The sequence below is a fragment of the Aquimarina sp. MAR_2010_214 genome, assembly GCF_002846555.1.
Taxonomy (GTDB): domain Bacteria; phylum Bacteroidota; class Bacteroidia; order Flavobacteriales; family Flavobacteriaceae; genus Aquimarina.
In genome coordinates, this window is record NZ_PJMS01000001.1 from 2478933 (window position 1) to 2500985 (window position 22053).

The window sequence follows — 22053 nt, forward strand, 5'->3', positions numbered from 1 at the left end:
TTTTACTATAAGTCCCTTTTATCTGTAAAGTGTTACACTTTTTATAATCCTAGTACATCTTTCATGCTATAAACTCCGGTTTTATCCTTTAGCCATTCGGCAGCTACAACAGCACCTAGTGCAAAACCATTACGATTATGTGCGGTATGTTTGATTTCAATATCATCAACCAGAGAAGAATATGTTACGGTGTGAGTACCAGGTACTTTATCAATTCTTTTTGCAACAATCGGGATGATGTTTTCATCCCCTTCATCTAGTTGCCATGCTTCTTTATTTGTATTTTGAATAACTCCTTCTGCTAGTGTTATTGCAGTACCACTTGGAGCATCCAATTTTTCGGTATGATGAATTTCTTCCATAGAAATAGCATACCCTTCTAAAGGGTTCATCATCTTAGCTAGCTTTTTATTAAGTTCGAAGAATAAATTTACGCCCAAACTATAATTTGAAGCATAAATGAAACCTCCTTTTTTTTCATTACATAATTCAAGAATATTATCATAATGATCTAGCCATCCCGTTGTACCAGATACTACAGGTACTTTAGCATTAAAACAATTGGTAATATTATTTACAGCTGCAGCAGGAATGCTAAAATCTATAGCTACATCAGCCTCAGAAAGATCATATGTAGTATCACCTTTATCTACTTTAAGTACTATGGTATGGCCTCTTTCTATTGCGATCTTCTCTATGGTTTTACCCATTTTACCATATCCCAGTAGTGCGATTTTCATATTTTGGTTGCTATTATTAATTCATTAAGTTTTTAAGGATTAGAGTTTCTTAAAAACTATAGTTGAGCGATACACCATAATTTGGTCTGGTATCAAACTCGTTAAAATTTATTTTTGGTTTGAACGAGAGATCTTCGGTTACATTATACTGTAATAAGTGAGCTGTAACATTTGCATCTACAATATTAAGAAGATAAACCCCTACAGTTATTAATAGTGATAACTCTTTCTCTCGACGAAAACGTTCTTGTAATGATATTAATTGATCATTCGTTATATTCGGAAACTCATCATCTGTAAAACCAGCAAGTCTACGTTTGTATATATCTCGAAAACGATTATAATTATTGTTATTATCGATATAGAAATAGATACCTGTTCCTAGTGCTGCATAAACGATAGGGATTTTCCAGTATTTTTTAGTATATGCTTGTCCTAATCCGGGTAGCACTGCAGAATAAAATGCCGCCCTGGCAGGAGCTAAAGGCTCATATGGACGTATTTTCTTTTCCCTCTTTTTCTTTTTTACAGGAACTTCTTCTGTAATAACTTTTAATTCTTCATTTTCTTGAGAAAGAACATTTTGAATAGAAAGCAGTACAAAAAAAATAATATAAAAGAATTTAATCTTCACTATTTATAAGTTTCTTTAAGCGTTTAAAATCTTCTTCTGAAGAAAATGGTATAATAAGTTTTCCATTTCCTTTACCAGAAACTTTTATATCAATTTTTGCGCCAAAATAGTCCGAAAACTCCTTTACCCCTTTGGCAATATGTTTTGGCAGCTGATTATTAGTAGAAGAAGTCTTAGTATTTGAGTCATCTTCTGTTTTATCATTAAGGGATCTTACTATTTTTTCTGTATCACGAACAGATAATGATTTTCCTATAATAGACTCATAAATATCCAGTTGTTGCTGTTGATCTTCTATGTTTATCAAAGCACGACCATGACCCATAGATATAAAACCATCTCTCATGCCTGTTTGTACAATGGGATCTAGTTTTAATAATCTTAGATAATTAGCAATAGTAGATCTCTTTTTTCCTACTCTGTCACTTAATTGTTCTTGTGTCAGACTAATCTCATCGATAAGACGCTGATACGATAATGCAATTTCAATGGGATCTAAATCCTGTCGCTGAATATTCTCTACCAATGCCATTGTTAATGACTCCTGATCATTGGCAATACGAATATAGGCAGGTATGGTTTTTAATCCAGCTAATTTTGAAGCTCGAAAACGACGTTCTCCACTTACTAACTGATAATTGTCAAAATCTAATTTACGAACCGTTATAGGTTGTATAACACCAACTTCTTTAATTGAAGTTGCAAGTTCTCGCAATGTTTCATCATTAAAACTAGTACGAGGCTGAAATGGATTAACATCTATGCTATTAAGATCTAATTCTATAATATTACCAACTACTTTATCGGCATTTTTATCCTCTACTGATTTTATATCATTTTCAGGATCTTTTAATAGTGCTGATAATCCTCTTCCTAGTGCCTGCTTTTTAGTTGCCTTCGCCATGACTCCTTAACTATTTTTCTTAATAATTTCGTGTGCCAAACTTAAGTAATTACTGGCACCTTTACTAGAAGCATCATAATTAATTATACTTTCACCATAACTTGGTGCCTCACTTAAACGAATATTCCTCTGAATGATAGTTTTAAACACCATTTCATTAAAGTGTTTTTGAACTTCTTCTACCACTTGATTAGATAATCTTAATCTAGAATCATACATCGTTAACAATAAACCTTCGATATCCAAATTTTGATTATGGATTTTTTGTACACTTTTTACAGTGTTTAAAAGTTTTCCGAGCCCTTCTAATGCAAAATATTCACATTGAATAGGGATCATTACCGAATCAGCAGCAGTTAACGCATTTAGAGTTAATAAACCAAGAGAAGGTGCGCAATCTATGAGGATATAGTCATATTTAGACTTTAATCCTTCAATTGCTTTTTTCATCATATACTCGCGTTGATCCTTATCAACAAGTTCTATTTCTATTGCAACCAAGTCAATATGTGCCGGAATAATATGCACATTAGGAGAACTGGTTTCTAAAATCGCTTCTTCGGGATTTATAGTATGCTCCAAAATTTGATACGTTCCTTTTTCAACACTTTCAACATCTAAACCTAGTCCAGAAGTTGCATTAGCTTGTGGATCTGCATCGATCAAGAGTACTTTTTTCTCTAAAACACCTAGAGAAGCCGCTAAGTTTACAGAGGTGGTAGTTTTACCTACACCACCTTTTTGATTTGCAATTGCTATTATTTTACCCATAAGGGGAGATTTGGATTTATAGCGATAAAAATACAATTTATTATATATTATAAAAATGAAAAATGTTAACAGTAGGAAATAAAAAAGACCATCCCCCTTTAAGGATGGTCTAACATACTTTTATAATTGTTAATAAATACTTATTTATTTTTTTTTGCTCTGATCATTGCTTCTAGTTGATCCCACATTTCTTCAGGAATTTGTTCAAGAAGATTGAATTGTCCTGCTCCTTTTAACCATTCACCTCCATCTAGTGTAACAACTTCTCCATTTACATAAGCAGAAAAATCGGATACAAGATAAGCAGCAAGGTTGGCAAGTTCCTGATGATCTCCTACACGAGCCAGAGGTACTTGTTTGGCCATGTTAATCTTATCTTTTAAATCTCCTGGTAAAAGGCGATCCCAGGCTCCTTTTGTAGGAAACGGACCCGGAGCAATTGCATTAAAACGCATTCCGTATTTTGCCCATTCTACAGCTAATGATCTGGTCATTGCTAAAACTCCTGCTTTTGCTGTAGCACTCGGTACTACATACGCCGAACCTGTCCAGGCATATGTTGTTACTATATTTAGAACAACTGTGTTTTTATACTTGTTTTCAATCCAATATTTTCCAAAAGCAAGTGTACAGTTTTTGGTACCTTTTAGTACAATATCAATGATGGTATCAAAAGCGCGATGTGATAAACGCTCTGTGGGAGAAATAAAATTTCCTGCAGCATTATTGAGTAACACATCTACCGAACCGAAAGCTTCAAGAGCTCGATCTCTCATTGCCTCAACCTGATCATATTCTCTTACATCACATTGTAACGGTAAGCAAGTTCCTCCTGTTTCTGATTCGAGTTCTTTAGCAGTATTTTGTAATTTTTCCAGATTACGTGAAGTAATAGCAACATTAGCTCCAAGTTCTAGAAAATATCTTGTCATAGATTTTCCTAATCCACTACCTCCACCGGTAACGACTATGTTTTTTCCTTTTAGCGCTCCATCACGAAGCATTTTATCTTTATAATTCATAATGTATCGATATTTTGCTAAGGTAATAAAAAAACTATGCATGCATAGTTTTTTTATTACCTATTTGAAAGTAGAAATTAGAATTTCTAAAATAGTAATAGCGGCATCGCTTATTTTTGTTCCTGGCCCAAAGATAGCAACTGCTCCTGCTTCAAAAAGAAAATCGTAATCATCAGGAGGGATCACACCGCCAACGATAACCATAATATCTTCTCTTCCATATTTTTTGAGTTCTTCTACAATTTGAGGAACCAGAGTTTTATGTCCACCAGCAAGTGAAGATACGCCTACAATATGTACATCATTTTCTACAGCTTGTTTTGCAGCTTCAACAGGAGTTTGAAATAGTGGTCCGATATCTACATCAAAGCCCACATCTGCATAACTTGTCGCAACTACTTTAGCGCCACGATCATGACCATCTTGGCCCATTTTGGCAATCATAATCCTTGGTCTTCGGCCTTCTAAATTAGCATATTGATTTGCTAATTCTCTTGCTTTATTAAAAGAGGCATCATCTTTTATTTCTTTTGCGTACACTCCTGTAAATGATTTTATTTCTGCTTTATATCTTCCGAATTCTTTTTCTAAAGCATCACTAATTTCTCCTAAAGTAGCCCTTAGTTTTGCTGCTTCTACAGCTAAAGCTAGTAAATTTTGATGTTCATCGGTTGCTGCTACAGTTAAATTATGCAATGCATTTTGAACAGCCTGCTCATCTCTTGAAGCTTTTACGTTGTTAAGTCCTTCTATTTGTTGGGTTCTTACTGCTTGATTATCTACTTTTAGAGTACTAATAGCCTCTTCTTCTTCTAGTTTAAATTTGTTAACTCCTATGATAACATCTTGTTCGCTATCGATTCTCGCTTGTTTACGTGCAGCAGCTTCTTCTATTCTCATTTTAGGAATTCCTGCCTCAATAGCTTTGGTCATTCCTCCCAGTTCTTCTACTTCTTCAATAAGCTTCCATGCTTTTTCGGCAATGTCATTAGTTAGGGACTCTACGTAATAACTTCCTGCCCATGGATCAACTGTACGGGTAATTTGGGTTTCCTCTTGTAGATATATTTGCGTATTTCTGGCAATTCTTGCAGAAAAATCTGTAGGCAATGCAATGGCTTCATCAAGCGCATTGGTATGTAAACTCTGCGTACCACCAAAAGCGGCAGCACTTGCTTCAATACAAGTACGAGCCACATTATTAAATGGATCTTGTGCGGTAAGACTCCATCCACTGGTTTGGCAATGAGTACGTAGCATTAATGATTTCGGGTTTTTTGGATTAAACTGCTGGATTAATTTTGCCCATAGCATACGTGCTGCACGCATTTTAGCAATTTCCATAAAATGATTCATACCAATTGCCCAAAAGAAAGAAAGGCGAGGTGCAAATGAATCGACATCCATACCAGCTTCAATTCCTTTTCTAATATATTCTAACCCATCGGCTAGTGTATAAGCCAATTCAATATCACAGGTAGCACCAGCTTCTTGCATATGATAACCAGAGATGCTTATTGGGTTAAATTTTGGCATATTCTTAGAACAATATTTAAAAATATCACCAATGATTCGCATCGATGGAGCAGGAGGGTAAACATAAGTGTTACGTACCATGAACTCTTTTAAAATATCATTTTGAATAGTTCCAGAAAGTAAATTTTTATCTACCCCTTGTTCCTCTGCGGCTACAATATAAAATGCCATAATGGGTAAAACAGCCCCATTCATAGTCATAGAAACGGACATTTTATCGAGTGGAATCTGATCAAATAGAACTTTCATATCTTCTACTGTATCGATGGCTACTCCAGCCATACCTACATCACCAAACACACGTTCATGATCACTATCATATCCACGGTGTGTAGCCAGATCAAAAGCTACAGATAACCCTTTTTGCCCAGCGGCAAGGTTCCTGCGATAAAAAGCATTACTTTCTTCTGCAGTAGAAAACCCTGCATATTGTCGTATTGTCCAAGGTCTACGAACATACATTGTAGAGTAAGGACCTCGTAAATAAGGAGGAATTCCAGCAGAAAAATTGAGATGATCTACATTATTAATATCCTCTTTTTCATAAAAGGATTTTATATCTACTCCTTCTGAAGTAGTAAACGTAGAAACCTGTTGATGTCTATTGGAGATAGCTTCTTCTGGTAGCTGGATATGCTGTATGTCTTTTCTATTCATTACTCAAAGCCTCATTTTTAGAAATGATAAATTAACAAGGCTATAAAATTAAGGTTTTAAAAATGATTTTTATTAAAAAAAAGGACAGATTCAAGCTTAAGTTTTTAGAGAATGGTGAAAAAATTACTTAAACGCCTTTTCGATAACCATTAGGATAGAGTAGTATACATCAAAGGCTATAAAGTTTTTTATTTCTATAGCACAAAACTCTTTGTCAGGAATATAATAGATTCTTTGAGAAATTAATGAAGTGCTAACATTGCCATCTTCTTCGAGAGTAGAAACAATATCTTTGAAGTCATCATTATCACTTGTGTTTTTAAGGCATTGAATAAACCCTCCTCTATAATTAAAAATCAAGATTTCTTCTCCACTTTTTTTATTTGTAGCGGGTGCAGATTTTTTTGCAGCCTCTTGATTTTCGTATTCGCTTAATTTGATCCAAAGAGAGTTTTTGTTATCAGCTATCTTTTTGAATTCACGAGCAAGTTTGATAGAAGTATCTGAAGGGATTTTTCTTAAATCAAGTGATAAACTGGCAACTTCGGCTAAGAAAGTTCGATAGGTCTTTATAGAGTCAGTACCAAATTTATAATGAGCGAATATGTCATTCTCAAAAGAATCATATGCTTTTTTAATAATACCAGTTTCATCTACACTGAGGCAGCTAGAACCAGATTGAGAATAAGTCACCTTTAAGCATACAAATAAAGAGATGACTATAATTCTAGATCTAATCTTTAGGGGCATTGATTTAGATTTAGTAATGTTAATGTATAGGCTAAATTTTAAAATCCAGTTGGGAAGTTAACAATAAATTGGTAAATATTAACGTTTTATTGTGTTTTTTTCTTAGACTCGAAATTATTGCCTTTGTTTTTTATGAAATTAAATGTGGTAGTCAAATAGAGTATACCGTTCTATATGAATTCTATATAGAGGTGTTATATTTCTTTTAAGTAATTACAATTACCCAAATGCTTTTTCTATTACCAACAAAATGGAATAATAGATATCAAAAGCGATGAAACTTTTTACTTCATGGGTGTTAAATTCGTCTCTTGGCAAGTCATGTAATCTTTGTGCAATTAAAGAAGGGCTTACATTACCATCAAGCTCTAAAGTGTTTACAATATCTTTAAAACCTTCACTATTACTGTTGTTTTTTAAACATTGAATAAACCCACCACGATAATTAAATGTCAAAACTTCCCCTTCCTTTTGTTGATTAGCTTTTGGGGTAGTAGTGTTTTGTGAGGCAATCAATTCTTCATCATATTGACTTAATAAAACCCAAAGAGAATTTCTATCGGTGGCTTTTTTCTTGTATATACGGGCTAATTGTATAGAATTTTTAGAAGGGAGTTCTCTTAAGTTTATGGATAGACTATATACTTCATTAAGAAACGTTTGGTACGTTTTTATAGTGTCATTGTTAAATTTATAATGATGAAATAAATCTTTTTCAAAGGAATCAAAAGATTGTTTTAATAATCCTTGATTGTCAATTTTGAGACAGTCAAAATTTTGTTCAGTGGTTTGAGTATTACCTGTAGTACATATAATTAGAACTAAAAAAAATAATACAACCGTATATTTAATCTTTAGGGGCATGAGATTAATATTTAGTTATAAATAGTATTGCTTCTTTGTAAAATACAAAAAATTAAAGACTTATACTACGGTTTTACGGTTTTTCTTTCTATTTCTTGAGGTAATCTTTTTGTTATTATTGGGGGTAAAAGTGTTTTTCGTACTTTTTTTTCTGGAAATACAGGTTTTTGAAATTCAGGAATATGTTCTTCGGGATTTTGATATTTATTGGTTCCTGTTAATATAATTTTTTCATTATCAAATAATTCTTGTTCTTTTTCGGCACTTTCTTTTATTTTTTTCTGAATAACCCCTGATTTCAATTGGTTTAAGAAGCCACCACCTTCTTCAATGTTTTTAAATATAGATAACGATTTATCGGCCATTTGTTTTGTTAAACTCTCAATGTAATAGGATCCTGAAGCAGGATTAGCAACCAAATCAAAATAACTTTCGTTTTTTAGAATCAAAAGTTGATTTAACGAAATTCTTGTTCCGAAATCATTTTCAAGATGATAAATATCATCATAAGGTAGATTTTGAATGGTATCAGCCCCACCTAATATTGCACTCATACATTCAGTAGTGGTACGTAGCATATTTACATTATAATCCAGAATGGTTTTGTTTCTGTATGATGGATATGCCAAAATATGGCACTCTGTTGTAGCGTTATATTCTGGGGCCAGTGTACTCCATAGTATTCTAAGTGCTCTTAATTTAGCAATTTCAAAAAAGTAATTACCACCCACGGCAACTTTAAAAATAATCGGTGTTTTTTTTAAAAATGTATTTGTAGTATTTTCAAAATGATTTAAGTATTCGTTGGCGTGAGCTAACCCATAGGCTAGTTGTTGTACCATTGTAGCACCGGCATTTTGATACAATCCTATATCAATACTAATACTGTTTTTGATGTATTCATTTTTAGTAATTTGATCTAATGAAGCATGATCTTCTTTTAATGTCTTATACCAGTTCCCTGTACTTGCCAGATTACTAATGATATCAGTTAATATATAGATGCTTAGATTAATTTCTTTGGCAATATCATTTAGTTTTTGAATATAAGAAGGAGAAAGAAATTCAGTTTCAATAAAAACAGAAGTAGTAGAAGTAATATGTTGTAAGAGATTTTTTGGATCAATATCTTCTTGTGAGATTACAAAATGAATACTTTCGGCCCCTTTTTTAATAGTTTCCAGGGCTTTTTGATTACCAATAATTGCTGAATTAACTACTATTTTTACACAATTTTTCCAAGAAGAAGGGTGAGATGCAGAATTGTTTTCTGCAATGTCTTCTTGATTGTAGAAAGGTTTTATGTCTATACCTTCTAAAGACTTATAAATCAATGCCTCATTATAGTCTGCTCCTTTGAGATCAAATTGAATTTTTTGCTTCCATTGTTTTGCAGAAACTTCTTCAAAACCATCGAATAGGGATTTAGTCATCTTTTTTGTTTTTAGGTACACTATCTTCGTATTCAATAATGTATATTTCTTCATTATCTCTCTTCATAAAATATTCTTCTCTCGCAAATTTTTCAAGTTCGCTACTGTCTTTTAGTACTTTAATGTCTTTCTGATCCTTTACAATCTCCTTCATATAATACTCTTTATTATCTTCAAGCTCTTGGATCTCCTCATCTAATTCTCTGTGAATAAGCCAGGAATTAGTGTCGAAAAACAGCATCCAAACTATAAATAACAGAATAATGAGTACATATTTATTCAAAAATATGGCAAATATCGGGATCAATACCGGTTTATTTTTTAGTTTCTGAAAATATTGTTTTAGCTTCAATCTAATTGAGAATAATATTCGTTGTAAAGGTACAAAAGTTAATTCAAGCGTTCTTTAATAATGGTACGTACAATATCAATAGCTACATTATTATAGTTGTTGTTTGGTATAATGAGATCAGCAAATTCTTTGGTTGGATCAATGAACTGTTGATGCATAGGTTTTAAAGTATTTTGGTATCTATCCAAGACTTCATCCATGTCACGACCTCGTTCGACTATATCTCTTTTAAGTCTTCGTATTAGGCGTTCATCACTATCTGTTTGTACATATATTTTGATATCAAACATCTCCCGGATTTTTGGATTGGTAAGTATCAAAATTCCTTCAACAATAATTACTTTACTTGGTGCTGTATTGACGGTTTCGTTGGTACGATTATGTTCTACAAATGAATATACAGGTTGTGCTATTGTTTCACCTTTTCTAAGTGCAATCAAATGTTTACCCAATAGTTCAAAGTCTATAGATTGTGGATGATCAAAATTTATTTTAACTCGTTCTTCGTAAGTGAGGTGACTTGTGTCTTTATAGTATGAATCCTGTGATATGACACAGACTTCATTTTCTGGTAATTCATTTACAATTTGATTAACAACAGTAGTTTTACCACAGCCCGTTCCTCCGGCGATACCAATAATTAGCATTTATGATTTTTTTGACAAATTTAAAGATTGTTTTTGAGTTTTGAAGAGGATGTGTTTGTGAGTTTTTAAATAACTGAAAACCAACACTCATAAGTTAAGAGTTTATGGGGCTTAAACTTTAATCAAAAAAAACATTTGTTAGGTCAAGAAAATCAAAAAGTAATATTCTATTTCCTTGATAAAGCGCTAACCAAAGCTTTACTCGGATTGATTTTATTGATGTTTTTAGAATGTCCCCCTTTTGTCCCCTTAATTTTTTTTTATCTTTTGTTTCTAAGTATTAAGTTCGAAATATGAAACTAGTTTCTTAGCATGTTAACCTTTTTTAGCTTAGTACAGACACAATACTATCTGTATTAAAAATAGCATACTAAACCGTATTTATACTTTTAGTAAACTTGTTAAATTCTCAAGAAAATTTCCCTTTTGTAGAAAGAAACTATCTTTTGTATAAATCAGGATTATACTATTTTGAAATTTTTGTAACGAAATTTTAATTTGTTTCCAGACAATGTCGTTAAGGTAAGGATTACAATTGTTGGTCTGAGCTTGTCCTTTATAGCCTCTGTTTAATTACACTTTAACAAGTTTAGTATGACAAATAGATTCTTTTTGAACTTAACTTAGCGGCATTGATTATACATATTTAAGTATAGATTGTTTAATCTTTTCACTTTCTGGTAATTCATTTGTAACTAGATTAACAACAGTAATTTTACCACAACCTTTTTTATTGGCGATTCCGATAATTAGCATTTCTGATTTTTTTTTGAGTTTTGAAGAGGATGTGATGATGAGTTCTTGATATTGGTTCAATAATGTATATGTCAAATAATAAAAAATGACGTTTTGTTATTGGATAAGCATAATTTTTATGGATTTGGATCTTCCTTTTACTATAACTTCAATAAAGGGTTGACTATGTTCTGGAATGGGATCTAAATTTTTATGAACCTCTTCGGTTATAATTAATTGAGTTTTATATTCTTTATTTAACTGTTCTACTCGACTTGCAATGATAACGGGGTTTCCTGTTACAGAATATTGTTTTCTAGATTCATTCCCTACATTGCCTGTAACTACATCACCTGCATGAAGTCCAATACCAATTTTAGTTTCTTGTATGTGTTTAGAATCATTTTGTTTTTTTATTTCTACAAGAATTTCTTTTGCTGCTAAAAATGCATTCTGACAATCATTTCCGTGGGATACAGGAGCTCCAAATGTTGCCATAAAGCCATCGCCCAAAAGTTGATTAATAGTGCCATTGTATTTTTGAATGATATCAATCATAAACCCAAATACATTGTTTTGATAGTTAATTAACTCTTCTGGGTTAAGTTTTTCTGCAATAGATGTAAAATCTCTAATATCCAGAAACATGATACAAACAAAACGATTTTCTCCAAGACTATTAGAATCATTTGTTAATAATTCTGTAGCGACATCAATAGATAATTGTTGTTTCAACAATTTAATAATTCTCTGCTCTGCGTCTACTAATTTACTTTTGGTTTTATTGAGATCGTTATGAACGATTGTTAATTTTTTATGCTCTCGCTTTTTTGAAATATAAAAATATAGTGTCACTAATGTGCTAATCAAGATTAGTAGGGTGATTATTATAGAAGTGTTGCGTAGTTGAATCTGTCTCTCTTTTTCCTTATTTATAACTTTTACATTAAGATCGGCAACTGTTTTTTGTTGTTTTAGGAGAAAAATCTCTTTTGTTTTTTGTTCATTTTCGAATACTGTTTTTAAACTATCTTCCTCCATCTTTTGAGAAAGTTCCTGGTATAGTTTGTAATAAGCCAGAGATTGTTCAAAGTTTTCTTCTTTGGTGTAACCAATTAAAATGTCCTTAATTTCCTGTTGTTTGACTCGTAATGATTCTTGTGGGTTTTTTACCTGTACTGTTTTAGTGTCTAATAATGGATGTAAGGAATTGTCTATTTCTGGGGTTATATCATCATAGGTAGATTCTGTATCAATCTCAGAAATCGCTTCTTTCAGGAATTGTTGTGCTTTTACATGTTGATCTAAGCTATCAAGTAAAATCGCAATTTTTAATTGTAATTCATTAATTTTCTTAGTTTTACCTTCATTTTTTAATAGGTTAACGGCATTTTTGTAATTCGTAATAGCACCTAAAAAATTCCCGTTTTTTTCTTTTTGTTTTCCAAATTCAATTTCTGCCTCAATTTTAATTTCTGCTACAGTTTCATTAATTGTCTGGCCTATCTTTAGATTACTTAAAGTTTTTGAAAAAAAAGTTTCTTTAACTTCTCCAGCATCAATTAAGGCTTGAATTTTCTTTAAGTAAATTTCAGCTTCATCAAAATAGACTTGATGATTAATTTTTTCTGATATTGATTTCGCGTTAGCTAGATGTTTTTGAGATTCGAAATATTTTTTACGATCATAATATAATTTCCCTAATTGGAGATAAGCTTGTATCTGATGATTACGCTCACTAGGATCAACAGTATTGGATTTAATAAAAATATTATCACTTAAAATACGTGCTCTCCTAGCATACTTTAGCGCTTTACTTGATCCTTGTGTGTAATAATATAAGGTTAACTTATTTAGGGCCTTTAATTTGTCAAGACCATAAAGGTTTTTGTATTCAGCTTCTGTTTGCTCAATCGAAAATTCTTGCGCTTTGATGTGTTGAGGAAAGAAAGCGGATAAAAGAAATACCAGAATTATAGTAGCATAAGCTAAGTTTAATTTAGAGGATAGTGTTCTTGAAATTTTTATCTTATCCATTAAAAACGACTAATACTTGCTTTTTTTGTTTCAAAAGTAGTGAAAATTAGTATGGTTTGTAGATAACTCCAGAGGAAGAATCTTTTCTAGCTCCGGTAACAGATTGTAAGCAATTTATCTCATTTCTATCTCTTAAAACTCCCATAAATGCAAAGATCAATGCTTCTTTAAAATCAATAATCTCTTCTGAAGGAATTATCACTGTTGCAAAACCATCTAATTTTTGTTGTAATAGTTCGATAAGAAAATCATTTTTTGCACCACCACCGGTTACCAGTACAGAACTGTCTTTGTGTTTGGTTTTTTTGATAGCATTAGCTATTTGAGTAGTAATATGGTGGACAGCGGTATGTAAAAGGTTTTCTGCAGAATCCTGAGTATGATTTATAATAGGAATCATTTTTTCGACGAACCATTCATATCCTAAAGATTTTGGAAAGGGAAGTGTATAATATGATAGGTCATTTAAAGTATCTAGTAGGGTAGGGTTTAAGATACCGGTTTTAGCGATCTTTCCGCCTTTATCATAAGTCTTATCTATAGCCGAACAAATGAAATTAAGTAGCATATTGGCAGGCGAAATATCATAAGCAATTCTTTTTCTTTCATTATTAAAAGAAATGTTACTAATTCCGCCCAAATTAAGGCAAAAATCATATTGGTCAAATAACAATTGATCACCTATAGGAACCAGAGGAGCTCCCTGACCACCAAGAGCAACATCATTGGTCCTAAAATCACAAATTACTTTTTGTTCACATGCATTAGCCAGATGTTGTCCAGATCCAATTTGATATGTTAATCCAATCTCAGGTTGATGAAAAACAGTGTGACCATGACTGGCTATAAAATCTACGTGAATTTTATTTTGACTCATAAACTTTTTCACTTGATTACCCAGCCAATTTCCATATTCATTATGAAAAGCCAATAAAGCTGTAGGTTCGAGGTGCACAGTGTTTTTTAATTGCTCTTTAAACCTAATGTCATAATCAATACTATCGGTATCAATAATAGAGAATATCCAGGTATCATTTTTCTTTTCAAATGAGCAACAAACAATATCCAATCCGTCTAGAGAAGTTCCAGACATTAAACCGATTACCGTGTATTGATTTTTAACCGAACTCATATCTTTTTATATTGAAAGTTGTACAGGAGATACACCAATGGCTTTATGTTGTCTAAGAAAGTGTTTGGCCGCAGTCTCCTGAAAAGTTTTAAAATCTTGATATACAAGTGTTATGTTATTTATATTCTTAGTTTGTAGTACTCTCAAAGCATATGGATTACCAAACAAATATAAAGTTATGTTTTTTACTTCACTCAGGCTTTCTATAGTTTGCAGTATCTCTGGATCTATGCCAAACTCATGCATTGGTTTTATAGAAGGAGGAAACAATGCTATAAGAATATTATCACTAGAAAAAGTAGTAGAAGATGAGATGTCTTTCGCTGTATTAAACTGTTTATATCGCTTAATTTCTTCGAAAAAGGCACAATCTATACTATTTCCTATAGCTACCGCTTCAAAACCTTCGGTATTAAATTTTTCAAAACTTTCTTCATCTGACTTATAATGGGTAAGTGATGCTTTGGCAATGTTGCTATTTAAAGAAGTTGCTTTTTCAGAATCAAAAGTAGGATTCGAGATATTCTTTTTAAAAGCATCCTTTTTAAGTTTTTGAATTCTTGTAAAACTTTCTTCAATTTGCTCGTCAGTTGCATTTTTTTCTATGGTACGAATACCTTCTGCTACATGTTCTGCAAAACATAGAATATCGTTACCTGCATCAAATGCTTTCCACTCTAATATTCCTTTTTCGGGATATAATTTAGAAACACTATGCATATTAAGGGCGTCAGAAATAACAACACCTTCGAAACCCAATTCATTTCTTAAAACCCCTTTAATAATATCTTTTGATAAAGTAGCTGATATATCTTTTCCGTTGGTTAAAGAAGGTACAGCCAGATGCCCGATCAAAATACTATCAATTCCCGATGCTATTGCTTTTATAAATGGATACAATTCTTCATCATATAATTCTTGTCGAGTTTTGGAGATTACAGGAAGTCCGAGGTGCGAATCTACAGCGGTATCCCCATGTCCTGGGAAATGCTTAAAACAGCCTAAAACCCCTGAAGCTTTAAGTCCTTTATAAAATGCTAATGATTTAAGCGTAACCTGTTCTTTTTTCTCACCAAATGAACGATAACCGATTACAGGATTATTAGGGTTGACATTAATATCGGCAACAGGAGCCAAATTAAGATGAATTCCTATACTTTTAAGATCATTTCCTATGTATTCTCCTATTTCAGTAATCAAATTTGATTGATCGTCGGGTATTGCTCCTAATGTTATGGCATAAGGATATTGCGGAGTATTCTCAACCCGCATAGCCAATCCCCATTCTGCATCAATACTAATTAGTAGTGGAGTGGGAGCTATATTTTGATAATGTTTTATGAGCTCTTCAAGTCGCTTAGCACTGTCTTCATTTCGAATCACTTTTTTCTTGCCTTCAAAGTTGGTAGCAGCACTGGCTCTGCTATGAAAAAAGGTAAGGCCTCCTACTTTGTAATCTAGTATTAATTTTTCAACTTCTTTTATTTCTTGATCTGTATCATTAATAAATGCTGCAGGAAAGAAAAACTGACCAATTTTTTCGATTTTGGAAAGGTTGGATAAGTTCATTATTCGAATTAATTTAATTTTTGTCTTTCTTTCCGTAAGTGGCGGGGTATTGGATGTATTTCGTAAGGATAATGCCAGGAATTGCCGCAATGGCAACCCAAATAAAGAATCCGGTATACCCAAGAACCTCTTGGATGAAACCACTAATCATACCTGGTAACATCATGCCTAAAGCCATAAATCCGGTTGCTATTGCATAATGAGAAGTTTTAGAAACACCTTCTGCCACATAAATCAAAAACATAAGATAAGCAGCAAACCCAAATCCATATCCGAATTGTTCTACAATAACAACTAACGTAACAGATACCACAGAAGATGATTCCCAGAAGCTTAATAAAACATACAATATATTGGGTAGATTTAAAGCTAAAATCATAGGAAGCATCCACTTTTTTAATCCATATACCGAAATAGCAATACCCCCCAGAATCCCTCCTATGGTTAAGGCTATAATTCCGAATGTACCATAAATAGTACCTACTTCGGTAGTGGATAATGCTAATCCACCAGCTTCTTTCTGATCTAATAAAAAGGGAGAAGCCATTTTTACCAATTGGGATTCTCCTAATCTGTAAAGAAGGATAAAAGCGAGAACAATACCTATTTGTTTTTTTTGAAAGAAGGTCTTAAAAACATCTAAGAAACGTATTGGATTATCTTTAGAATCCTCGGTTTCATTTTCTACTTTTGGAGTTGTAAAAAGATTGATTACTGTTAATAGAATCATGAAGACGGCAGTGATAATCATGGTATAAGACCATGCTTTTTGATTATTACCGTAATATCCCTCTAGAAAACCAGCAAGTACTACAATTAATCCTTGTCCTGTTACCATAGCCAAGCGATAAAAAGTACTACGTACTCCTAAAAAAAAGGATTGTTTTTTTTGCGAAAGACTAATAAGATAGTATCCATCAGATGCAATATCGTTTGTGGCCGATGCAAATGCGGCTATCCAGAAACAAGAAAGACTAAGGACAAAGAAATTATTGGTAGGGATCGTTAAGCCTACTCCCAAAAATGCAATAGCAATAAGGAGTTGCATACCTAAAAACCAATTACGCTTAGTGCTTTTAATATCTACAAATGGGCTCCATAGTGGTTTTATAACCCAAGGAAGGTAGAGCCAACTGGTATACAATCCAATATCAGCATTACTAATTCCTAGTTTTTTATACATGATTACAGAAAACGTGATAATAATCACATAAGGTAATCCTTCTGTAAAATATAATGAAGGCACCCACGCCCAGGCATTTTTGTCTTTATTAGATTCTGTCATGAATTGTTATTAAGGAAAGAAAGATACTTATAAATTATTAGTAATACCTGATTTATATTTTATCGATATAATCTAATTCTAGTTTATCCAAATCTATCTCTGGGAGCGACTTTTTATAAAAGAAATCAATGATTTGATCCACAAGATACGAATTGATTTTGTCCATTTTTTTTTCTTCAAGCATAGTGAAGACATTCATTGCTTCAGCCTTTTTAAACTCTTTAATTAGATTATCTGGTTTTTTAACTGCATCCATGCCGTTATACTTTTCCATTTTTTTCTTCATCCATCTATGGCTAACTAGTTTTATATGACTATCATGAACATCTTTCTTCAGGAGATCTATCCGTTCGATATTATTTTTTGCTTCTTTCTGTGTACGATTTAGTTGTATTTTAGCTTTGGTAAATTGTCTTTCGAATTTAAAATCAAGACGACGCATATCATGTTTTAAGTGTTGGATCACTTCATAAAGTGCATTATCATATATAGTCAAGAAATCTTCATATGCATACAATGCATCAAGAAATACAATTGCACCCTTTCTATACAACCTAGGTATTGGTTGATCTTTTACTCTTTTGAATAAACCAGCAAGTTCTACTTGTTTTTCTTCAGGGATGTTTGTAAACCATGAATTATTCTTTAACGCTCTTAACTTTGTGGTGATCTCAAATCTGGTACCCTTATAAAGTTCTGATTTATAACTAAATCTATATGTATTGGGATTTTCTTGGGCATCACCATAGTATATAATTAGAAATACAGAAATGAATGCTAAGAATTTCATATGTCAGGTTTGGTTGGTTATTTATACTAACGTGATACATAGCTCGATTGTTATAGCATGTTCAATGAACTCTTAAATTTTATTTATTTTGGGATTACAAGTTATTAAAAATTATTATTTTTTAATTCCAGCAACTTCATCTATAGTTACCATTTTTTTCTGGGTATTACTCCAGCTATTCATAATGTAATTCATTACATCAGCAATTTCTTCGTCTTCAAGACCTAATGATGTCATGGTATTATTATAGGTTTTTCCATTAACTTTTATAGGGCCATTTAACCCATATTTAATAGAATAGATACTTTCTTTTCGTTTATTAACTAACCAATCTGATCCTGCTAAAGGTGGATAAACATTAGGAGATCCTTTTCCGTCAGGAAGATGACATTGCATACAAAAATCAGTATACACTTCTTTTCCGCGAGCTATACTTTCTAATAATTTTGCGTCTTGAATTTTTGATACAGGAAGAACATATTCAATATCTGATTTTTCTTGTTGTGCAACAATTGAAATACTTATGATCAATATGGTAATTTCTAATATAAAGAAACGTTTTAAATATTTTTTCATGCGTTTACATGTTTCTAATTTAATTAGGAATTATTTTTAGAATACCTTTATTTTCTACTGCTACATAGATAAAACCGTCAGGCCCTTGTCTTACATTGCGAATACGCCCCACACCATCTAATAATTTTTTTCGCTCTGTAACTTTATTATTGGTTAATTCTAAGAGTTCTAGATATTGAAATTTCAAAGAACCTACTAATAGGTTGTTTTTCCATCGGGGGTAGATATCACTTGTAATAAAATCCATTCCGCTAGGAGCGATAGAAGGAACCCAATAGTATAACGGCTGTTTCATTCCTTCTTTTTTAGTGATATCTGTAATAGATGTACCGCTATAATTAATACCATAAGTAATTACTGGCCAACCATAATTTGTACCTTTTATGATTGGATTAATTTCATCACCACCTCTTGGGCCGTGTTCATGAACCCAGATTGTGCCATTGGGATGTATTGCCATTCCTTGCGGATTGCGATGACCATAAGAAAAGATCGCTTTTTTTGCTCCATTTTTGGTAACAAAAGGGTTATCTTTAGGAATAGTGCCATCATCATTAAGGCGGTATATTTTTCCTCCATCCCGGGTAATATCTTGAGGGTTTACATCTCTATTACCACGATCTCCAATAGAAAAGTAGAGATATCCTTCGTTATCAAATTCTATTCGCGATCCAAAATGATGCCCTTTTGTAGTATTGGGCGTTCCTTTATAGAGTTTTTCTATGCTAGTTAGTTGATTGTTTTTTAGTTTAGCTCTAATCAAAGCTGTATTACCTCCTTTTTCTGTGCCTTCTTTAGAAGAATATGTGATATATAACCATCCGTTTTCTTTATAGTTAGGATGTAACTCTATATCCAATAGCCCGCCCTGGTTGCGATTATATACTTCTGGGACATTACCAACCGAGGTTTTATTACCATTCTTAAAATGGATCAATTCTCCACTTTTTTCTGTAATGAGCATACTACCATCTGGCAACCAAGCCATTCCCCAAGGGATTTGCAAATCAGGAACAATAACTTCTGTTGTATAGTTTTTAGGATCATCTTCTAGGGTAATATCATTTTCTTTTTGTTGCTGTGCGCAAGCCGAAAATACAATGGTTAGAAAGATTAAAAATGACGAGAACTTCATAGATTTTTTGTTGATTTCTGAAAAATACAAAGAAATATTAGTTATAATCTATAATTTATGTTAATCCCTGCGTATGCATTAAATGGTAAACCAGGATAGAAATACCTTGGAGAATTACCACCAAACCCTCTGGCATTGATTTGTAATTGAGACGTATACTTGGTGTCTAAAATATTATTTGCGCCAAAAAATAAGTCATACCTGAAGTGAGATCCAATGTTATTTTTAAAACCTACTTTACCATGTAGTAATTCATAGTTTTTGCTAAATGTTGTATTTGCATCATTTGCAGGTATTTTACCTACAGTTTGAAAGCTAAAGTTACCATAGAACCCTTTTTGAGCTATAAATTCGATTCCAGAATTGGTAACTTCAGAAGGAACACCGGTAAGATCGTTATTCGAAAAATCAGTATCCAAATCTATAAAATCATCAAATTTATGATCATATACCGATGCATTGAAAAAGAATTTTAAGACTCCAGAGTTTACTTTTATAATATCGAAATTCAATTCTAATTCGGCGCCATTATGCGTAGTTTTTCCAGCATTAATAGCAAAGAAATTATCATCGATTGTTCTTCTTGAAACCAAAAGATCTTTAACTCTAAATTGATATATTGATAAAGATCCATAAAGCATATCCTGTAATAGACTATATCGGGTACCGATCTCATAATTCCAGCCTATTTCGGGTTTTATATCAGGATTAAAAAGACCATCAGGTAGTAGTGTTTCTGAAGCAGTAGGAGTAGAGAAACCATGGGCAATATTTCCGTAGAGCGTAAATTGAGAATTTAGAGAATAGTTTACTCCAATTTTGGGAGAGAATATAGGATCAAAATCAAATTTACCAGAGCTATCTTCTCCATCAGATAAGAATTGATCATCGATATCAAAAAAAGTCTGATTGAGATTCATACCTACATTTATTTTAAACGTCTTACTAATCTTATAATTTGCTTCGGCAAAAATGTTGTAATAGTATCGTTTTTCATCAAGATCAGAAAGTTGACTGCCTTCTACACTACCTGTTCCAGCAGGGAAATCCTGATATAGATTTTCAAAAGTCTTACCAGTATAATAATCAAAGAATAATTCCCCACCCACGGTCCAGTTTAATTCTTTACTAGCAATTAAATGGGTACCTAAAACTCGATTTCTAGTGCCAAAACTGGTAGTGTTTTCTTTTAGTATATTAAAAGGTCTAGATTCATCATTGTTTCTAAAAGAACCAAAAACACTGGTGTTATGTGATATTTTAGGATTGTAATTATGTTTCCATGTTACTCCTAATATCCCATAATCTACATCTTCAGCACCTTGAGCACGCCCCCAGGTAAATGCAGCTTGCCTTGGATTGTTTTCATAATTTTCCTGATCTAATGAACTGGGGATACCAGCATTAAGGTTAACATAACTTCCTACTATCGAAAAATTGTCTTTCTTTCCGGCATCAAAACCAGAGGCCAGTGTTACTGTATTTCGATCATATTCATTGTTTTCTCTATAACCATCAGTATGATTATTACTATACAGTACTGTAATATTAGATTTTTCTTTGGATACAGCGGCTTTAGCCAGAATTCTTCTTAGGCCATAACTTCCAAATGATGTAGTTAATTCACTCTCAGAAGTATTTGTATTTGCAAATTCGGGTTGAAATAAGATAGTTCCTCCTAATCCTACACCATAACTACTTGAAGAAGGCCCCTTACGGATTTCTATACTGGATAAAGCCCCAAGCTCCAAATCTTCTATAGAAGATTCTCCATTTCCATCAGTTAATGGAATATCCCCGAAATAGGCTCTTATATTGGCCGTACCAAATAAGTTTCTGGCTCCGATTCCTCTAATTGTAATTCTGTTTGTGTTTAAAGTCCCGTTTTGCATAAAAACACCAGCCACTCTATTGAGAACAGGGTGTAACTCTATTGGGTTTCCTCGATTAATATCATTAGCTGTAATAGAAGAGACAGCTTCTGTTGCATACTTATGTTTTTGTGGGCGAAAATAATCTTCTATTACAACCTCTACCAAATTTGTAATAGGGGACAATGTTATAGTAAAATATTTTCCGAGATCATCATTTTTGTTAACTACAATTGAGGTTTCAGTATAACCGTCTTTAGAAAAGTTGATGTCACCCAGAGCTGTAATTGAGAACTTACCATCAATATCAGTAAAAACTTTGATGTTGCTATCTACATCAAGAACACTTACATTGGCTATAGGAAGTTTATTCGAATTATTTATGACAATTCCTTTAATGTCAATTTGTGAGTATACAGAAAAGTGACAAGCGAGGACTAAAAATAAAAATATTCTTTTCAAGATTTGTTTTTTCTCAAATATCGGAAACTAGAAGCAATTGGTTTTAAAAAACATGATCATGTTAATGAATATTATGAGTTTTTAACGATCAGATGGAGTAAGCCTTACACTAAAGAAAGTATACCATTATGTTGATTTTGAGTGTAGTTAA

General features: G+C 32.6%; 19 protein-coding genes. All 19 read right to left on the reverse strand.

The window, feature by feature from the left end; all coding sequences use genetic code 11:
* Positions 1 to 41: 41 nt before the first annotated feature.
* The 19 genes from dapB to ATE84_RS10665 all read right to left on the reverse strand — a co-directional run bounded on the left by dapB (position 42) and on the right by ATE84_RS10665 (position 21902).
* Positions 42 to 740: a 4-hydroxy-tetrahydrodipicolinate reductase gene (gene dapB, locus ATE84_RS10570; protein ID WP_101447924.1), complete on the reverse strand. Its 699-nt coding sequence runs from the start codon at positions 738 to 740 to the stop codon at positions 42 to 44.
* Positions 741 to 789: 49 nt separating this feature from the next.
* Positions 790 to 1374 carry a DUF5683 domain-containing protein gene (locus ATE84_RS10575; protein ID WP_233195783.1) on the reverse strand — a complete coding sequence of 195 codons (585 nt, stop codon included), beginning with the start codon at positions 1372 to 1374 and terminating at the stop codon, positions 790 to 792.
* On the reverse strand, positions 1364 to 2278 hold the full coding sequence (locus ATE84_RS10580; protein ID WP_101447925.1) for a ParB/RepB/Spo0J family partition protein: 915 nt from the start codon (positions 2276 to 2278) through the stop codon (positions 1364 to 1366). The genes ATE84_RS10575 and ATE84_RS10580 overlap by 11 nt, the downstream gene beginning before the upstream one ends.
* 6 nt (positions 2279 to 2284) lie before the next feature.
* On the reverse strand, positions 2285 to 3049 hold the full coding sequence (locus tag ATE84_RS10585; RefSeq protein WP_101447926.1) for a ParA family protein: 765 nt from the start codon (positions 3047 to 3049) through the stop codon (positions 2285 to 2287).
* 140 nt (positions 3050 to 3189) lie between these two features.
* Complete coding sequence (locus ATE84_RS10590; protein WP_101450968.1) at positions 3190 to 4071, reverse strand: SDR family oxidoreductase; 882 nt, start codon at positions 4069 to 4071, stop codon at positions 3190 to 3192.
* Between the two features lie 60 nt (positions 4072 to 4131).
* The gene (scpA, locus tag ATE84_RS10595) at positions 4132 to 6264 is read right to left on the reverse strand and encodes a methylmalonyl-CoA mutase (RefSeq protein ID WP_101447927.1); all 2133 of its coding nucleotides are present in this window, start codon (positions 6262 to 6264) and stop codon (positions 4132 to 4134) included.
* A gap of 123 nt (positions 6265 to 6387) precedes the next feature.
* Positions 6388 to 7014, reverse strand: coding sequence for a hypothetical protein (locus tag ATE84_RS10600; protein ID WP_143273606.1), 627 nt, complete (start codon positions 7012 to 7014; stop codon positions 6388 to 6390).
* A 219-nt stretch (positions 7015 to 7233) separates the two neighbouring features.
* Positions 7234 to 7878 (reverse strand): hypothetical protein, encoded by a 645-nt coding sequence (locus tag ATE84_RS10605; RefSeq protein ID WP_101447929.1) that lies wholly within the window; start codon positions 7876 to 7878, stop codon positions 7234 to 7236.
* Positions 7879 to 7943: 65 nt separating this feature from the next.
* The gene (locus ATE84_RS10610; RefSeq protein ID WP_101447930.1) at positions 7944 to 9311 is read right to left on the reverse strand and encodes a methylmalonyl-CoA mutase subunit beta; all 1368 of its coding nucleotides are present in this window, start codon (positions 9309 to 9311) and stop codon (positions 7944 to 7946) included.
* Positions 9304 to 9663, reverse strand: a complete 360-nt coding sequence (locus ATE84_RS10615) for a septum formation initiator family protein (RefSeq protein WP_369828514.1) — start codon at positions 9661 to 9663, stop codon at positions 9304 to 9306. Before ATE84_RS10615 ends, ATE84_RS10610 begins: the two co-directional genes overlap by 8 nt.
* Positions 9664 to 9701: 38 nt before the next feature.
* Positions 9702 to 10310 (reverse strand): uridine kinase, encoded by a 609-nt coding sequence (gene udk, locus ATE84_RS10620; RefSeq protein WP_101447931.1) that lies wholly within the window; start codon positions 10308 to 10310, stop codon positions 9702 to 9704.
* 852 nt (positions 10311 to 11162) lie between these two features.
* A complete protein-coding gene (locus tag ATE84_RS10630; protein WP_101447932.1) occupies positions 11163 to 13082 on the reverse strand; it encodes an adenylate/guanylate cyclase domain-containing protein in 1920 nt (639 codons plus the stop codon).
* A 46-nt stretch (positions 13083 to 13128) separates the two neighbouring features.
* Positions 13129 to 14214, reverse strand: a complete 1086-nt coding sequence (locus ATE84_RS10635) for an anhydro-N-acetylmuramic acid kinase (RefSeq protein ID WP_101447933.1) — start codon at positions 14212 to 14214, stop codon at positions 13129 to 13131.
* A gap of 6 nt (positions 14215 to 14220) precedes the next feature.
* The gene (locus ATE84_RS10640; protein ID WP_101447934.1) at positions 14221 to 15783 is read right to left on the reverse strand and encodes a glycoside hydrolase family 3 protein; all 1563 of its coding nucleotides are present in this window, start codon (positions 15781 to 15783) and stop codon (positions 14221 to 14223) included.
* 13 nt (positions 15784 to 15796) lie between these two features.
* Positions 15797 to 17068, reverse strand: a complete 1272-nt coding sequence (locus tag ATE84_RS10645) for an MFS transporter (protein ID WP_101447935.1) — start codon at positions 17066 to 17068, stop codon at positions 15797 to 15799.
* A 52-nt stretch (positions 17069 to 17120) separates the two neighbouring features.
* On the reverse strand, positions 17121 to 17858 hold the full coding sequence (locus ATE84_RS10650; protein WP_101447936.1) for a hypothetical protein: 738 nt from the start codon (positions 17856 to 17858) through the stop codon (positions 17121 to 17123).
* A gap of 114 nt (positions 17859 to 17972) precedes the next feature.
* Positions 17973 to 18434, reverse strand: coding sequence for a cytochrome c (locus ATE84_RS10655; protein ID WP_101447937.1), 462 nt, complete (start codon positions 18432 to 18434; stop codon positions 17973 to 17975).
* Between the two features lie 19 nt (positions 18435 to 18453).
* The gene (locus tag ATE84_RS10660; RefSeq protein ID WP_101447938.1) at positions 18454 to 19569 is read right to left on the reverse strand and encodes a PQQ-dependent sugar dehydrogenase; all 1116 of its coding nucleotides are present in this window, start codon (positions 19567 to 19569) and stop codon (positions 18454 to 18456) included.
* Between the two features lie 41 nt (positions 19570 to 19610).
* Entirely contained in the window at positions 19611 to 21902 is a 2292-nt protein-coding gene (locus ATE84_RS10665) for a TonB-dependent receptor domain-containing protein (protein WP_101447939.1), read from the reverse strand.
* Positions 21903 to 22053 lie beyond the last annotated feature (151 nt).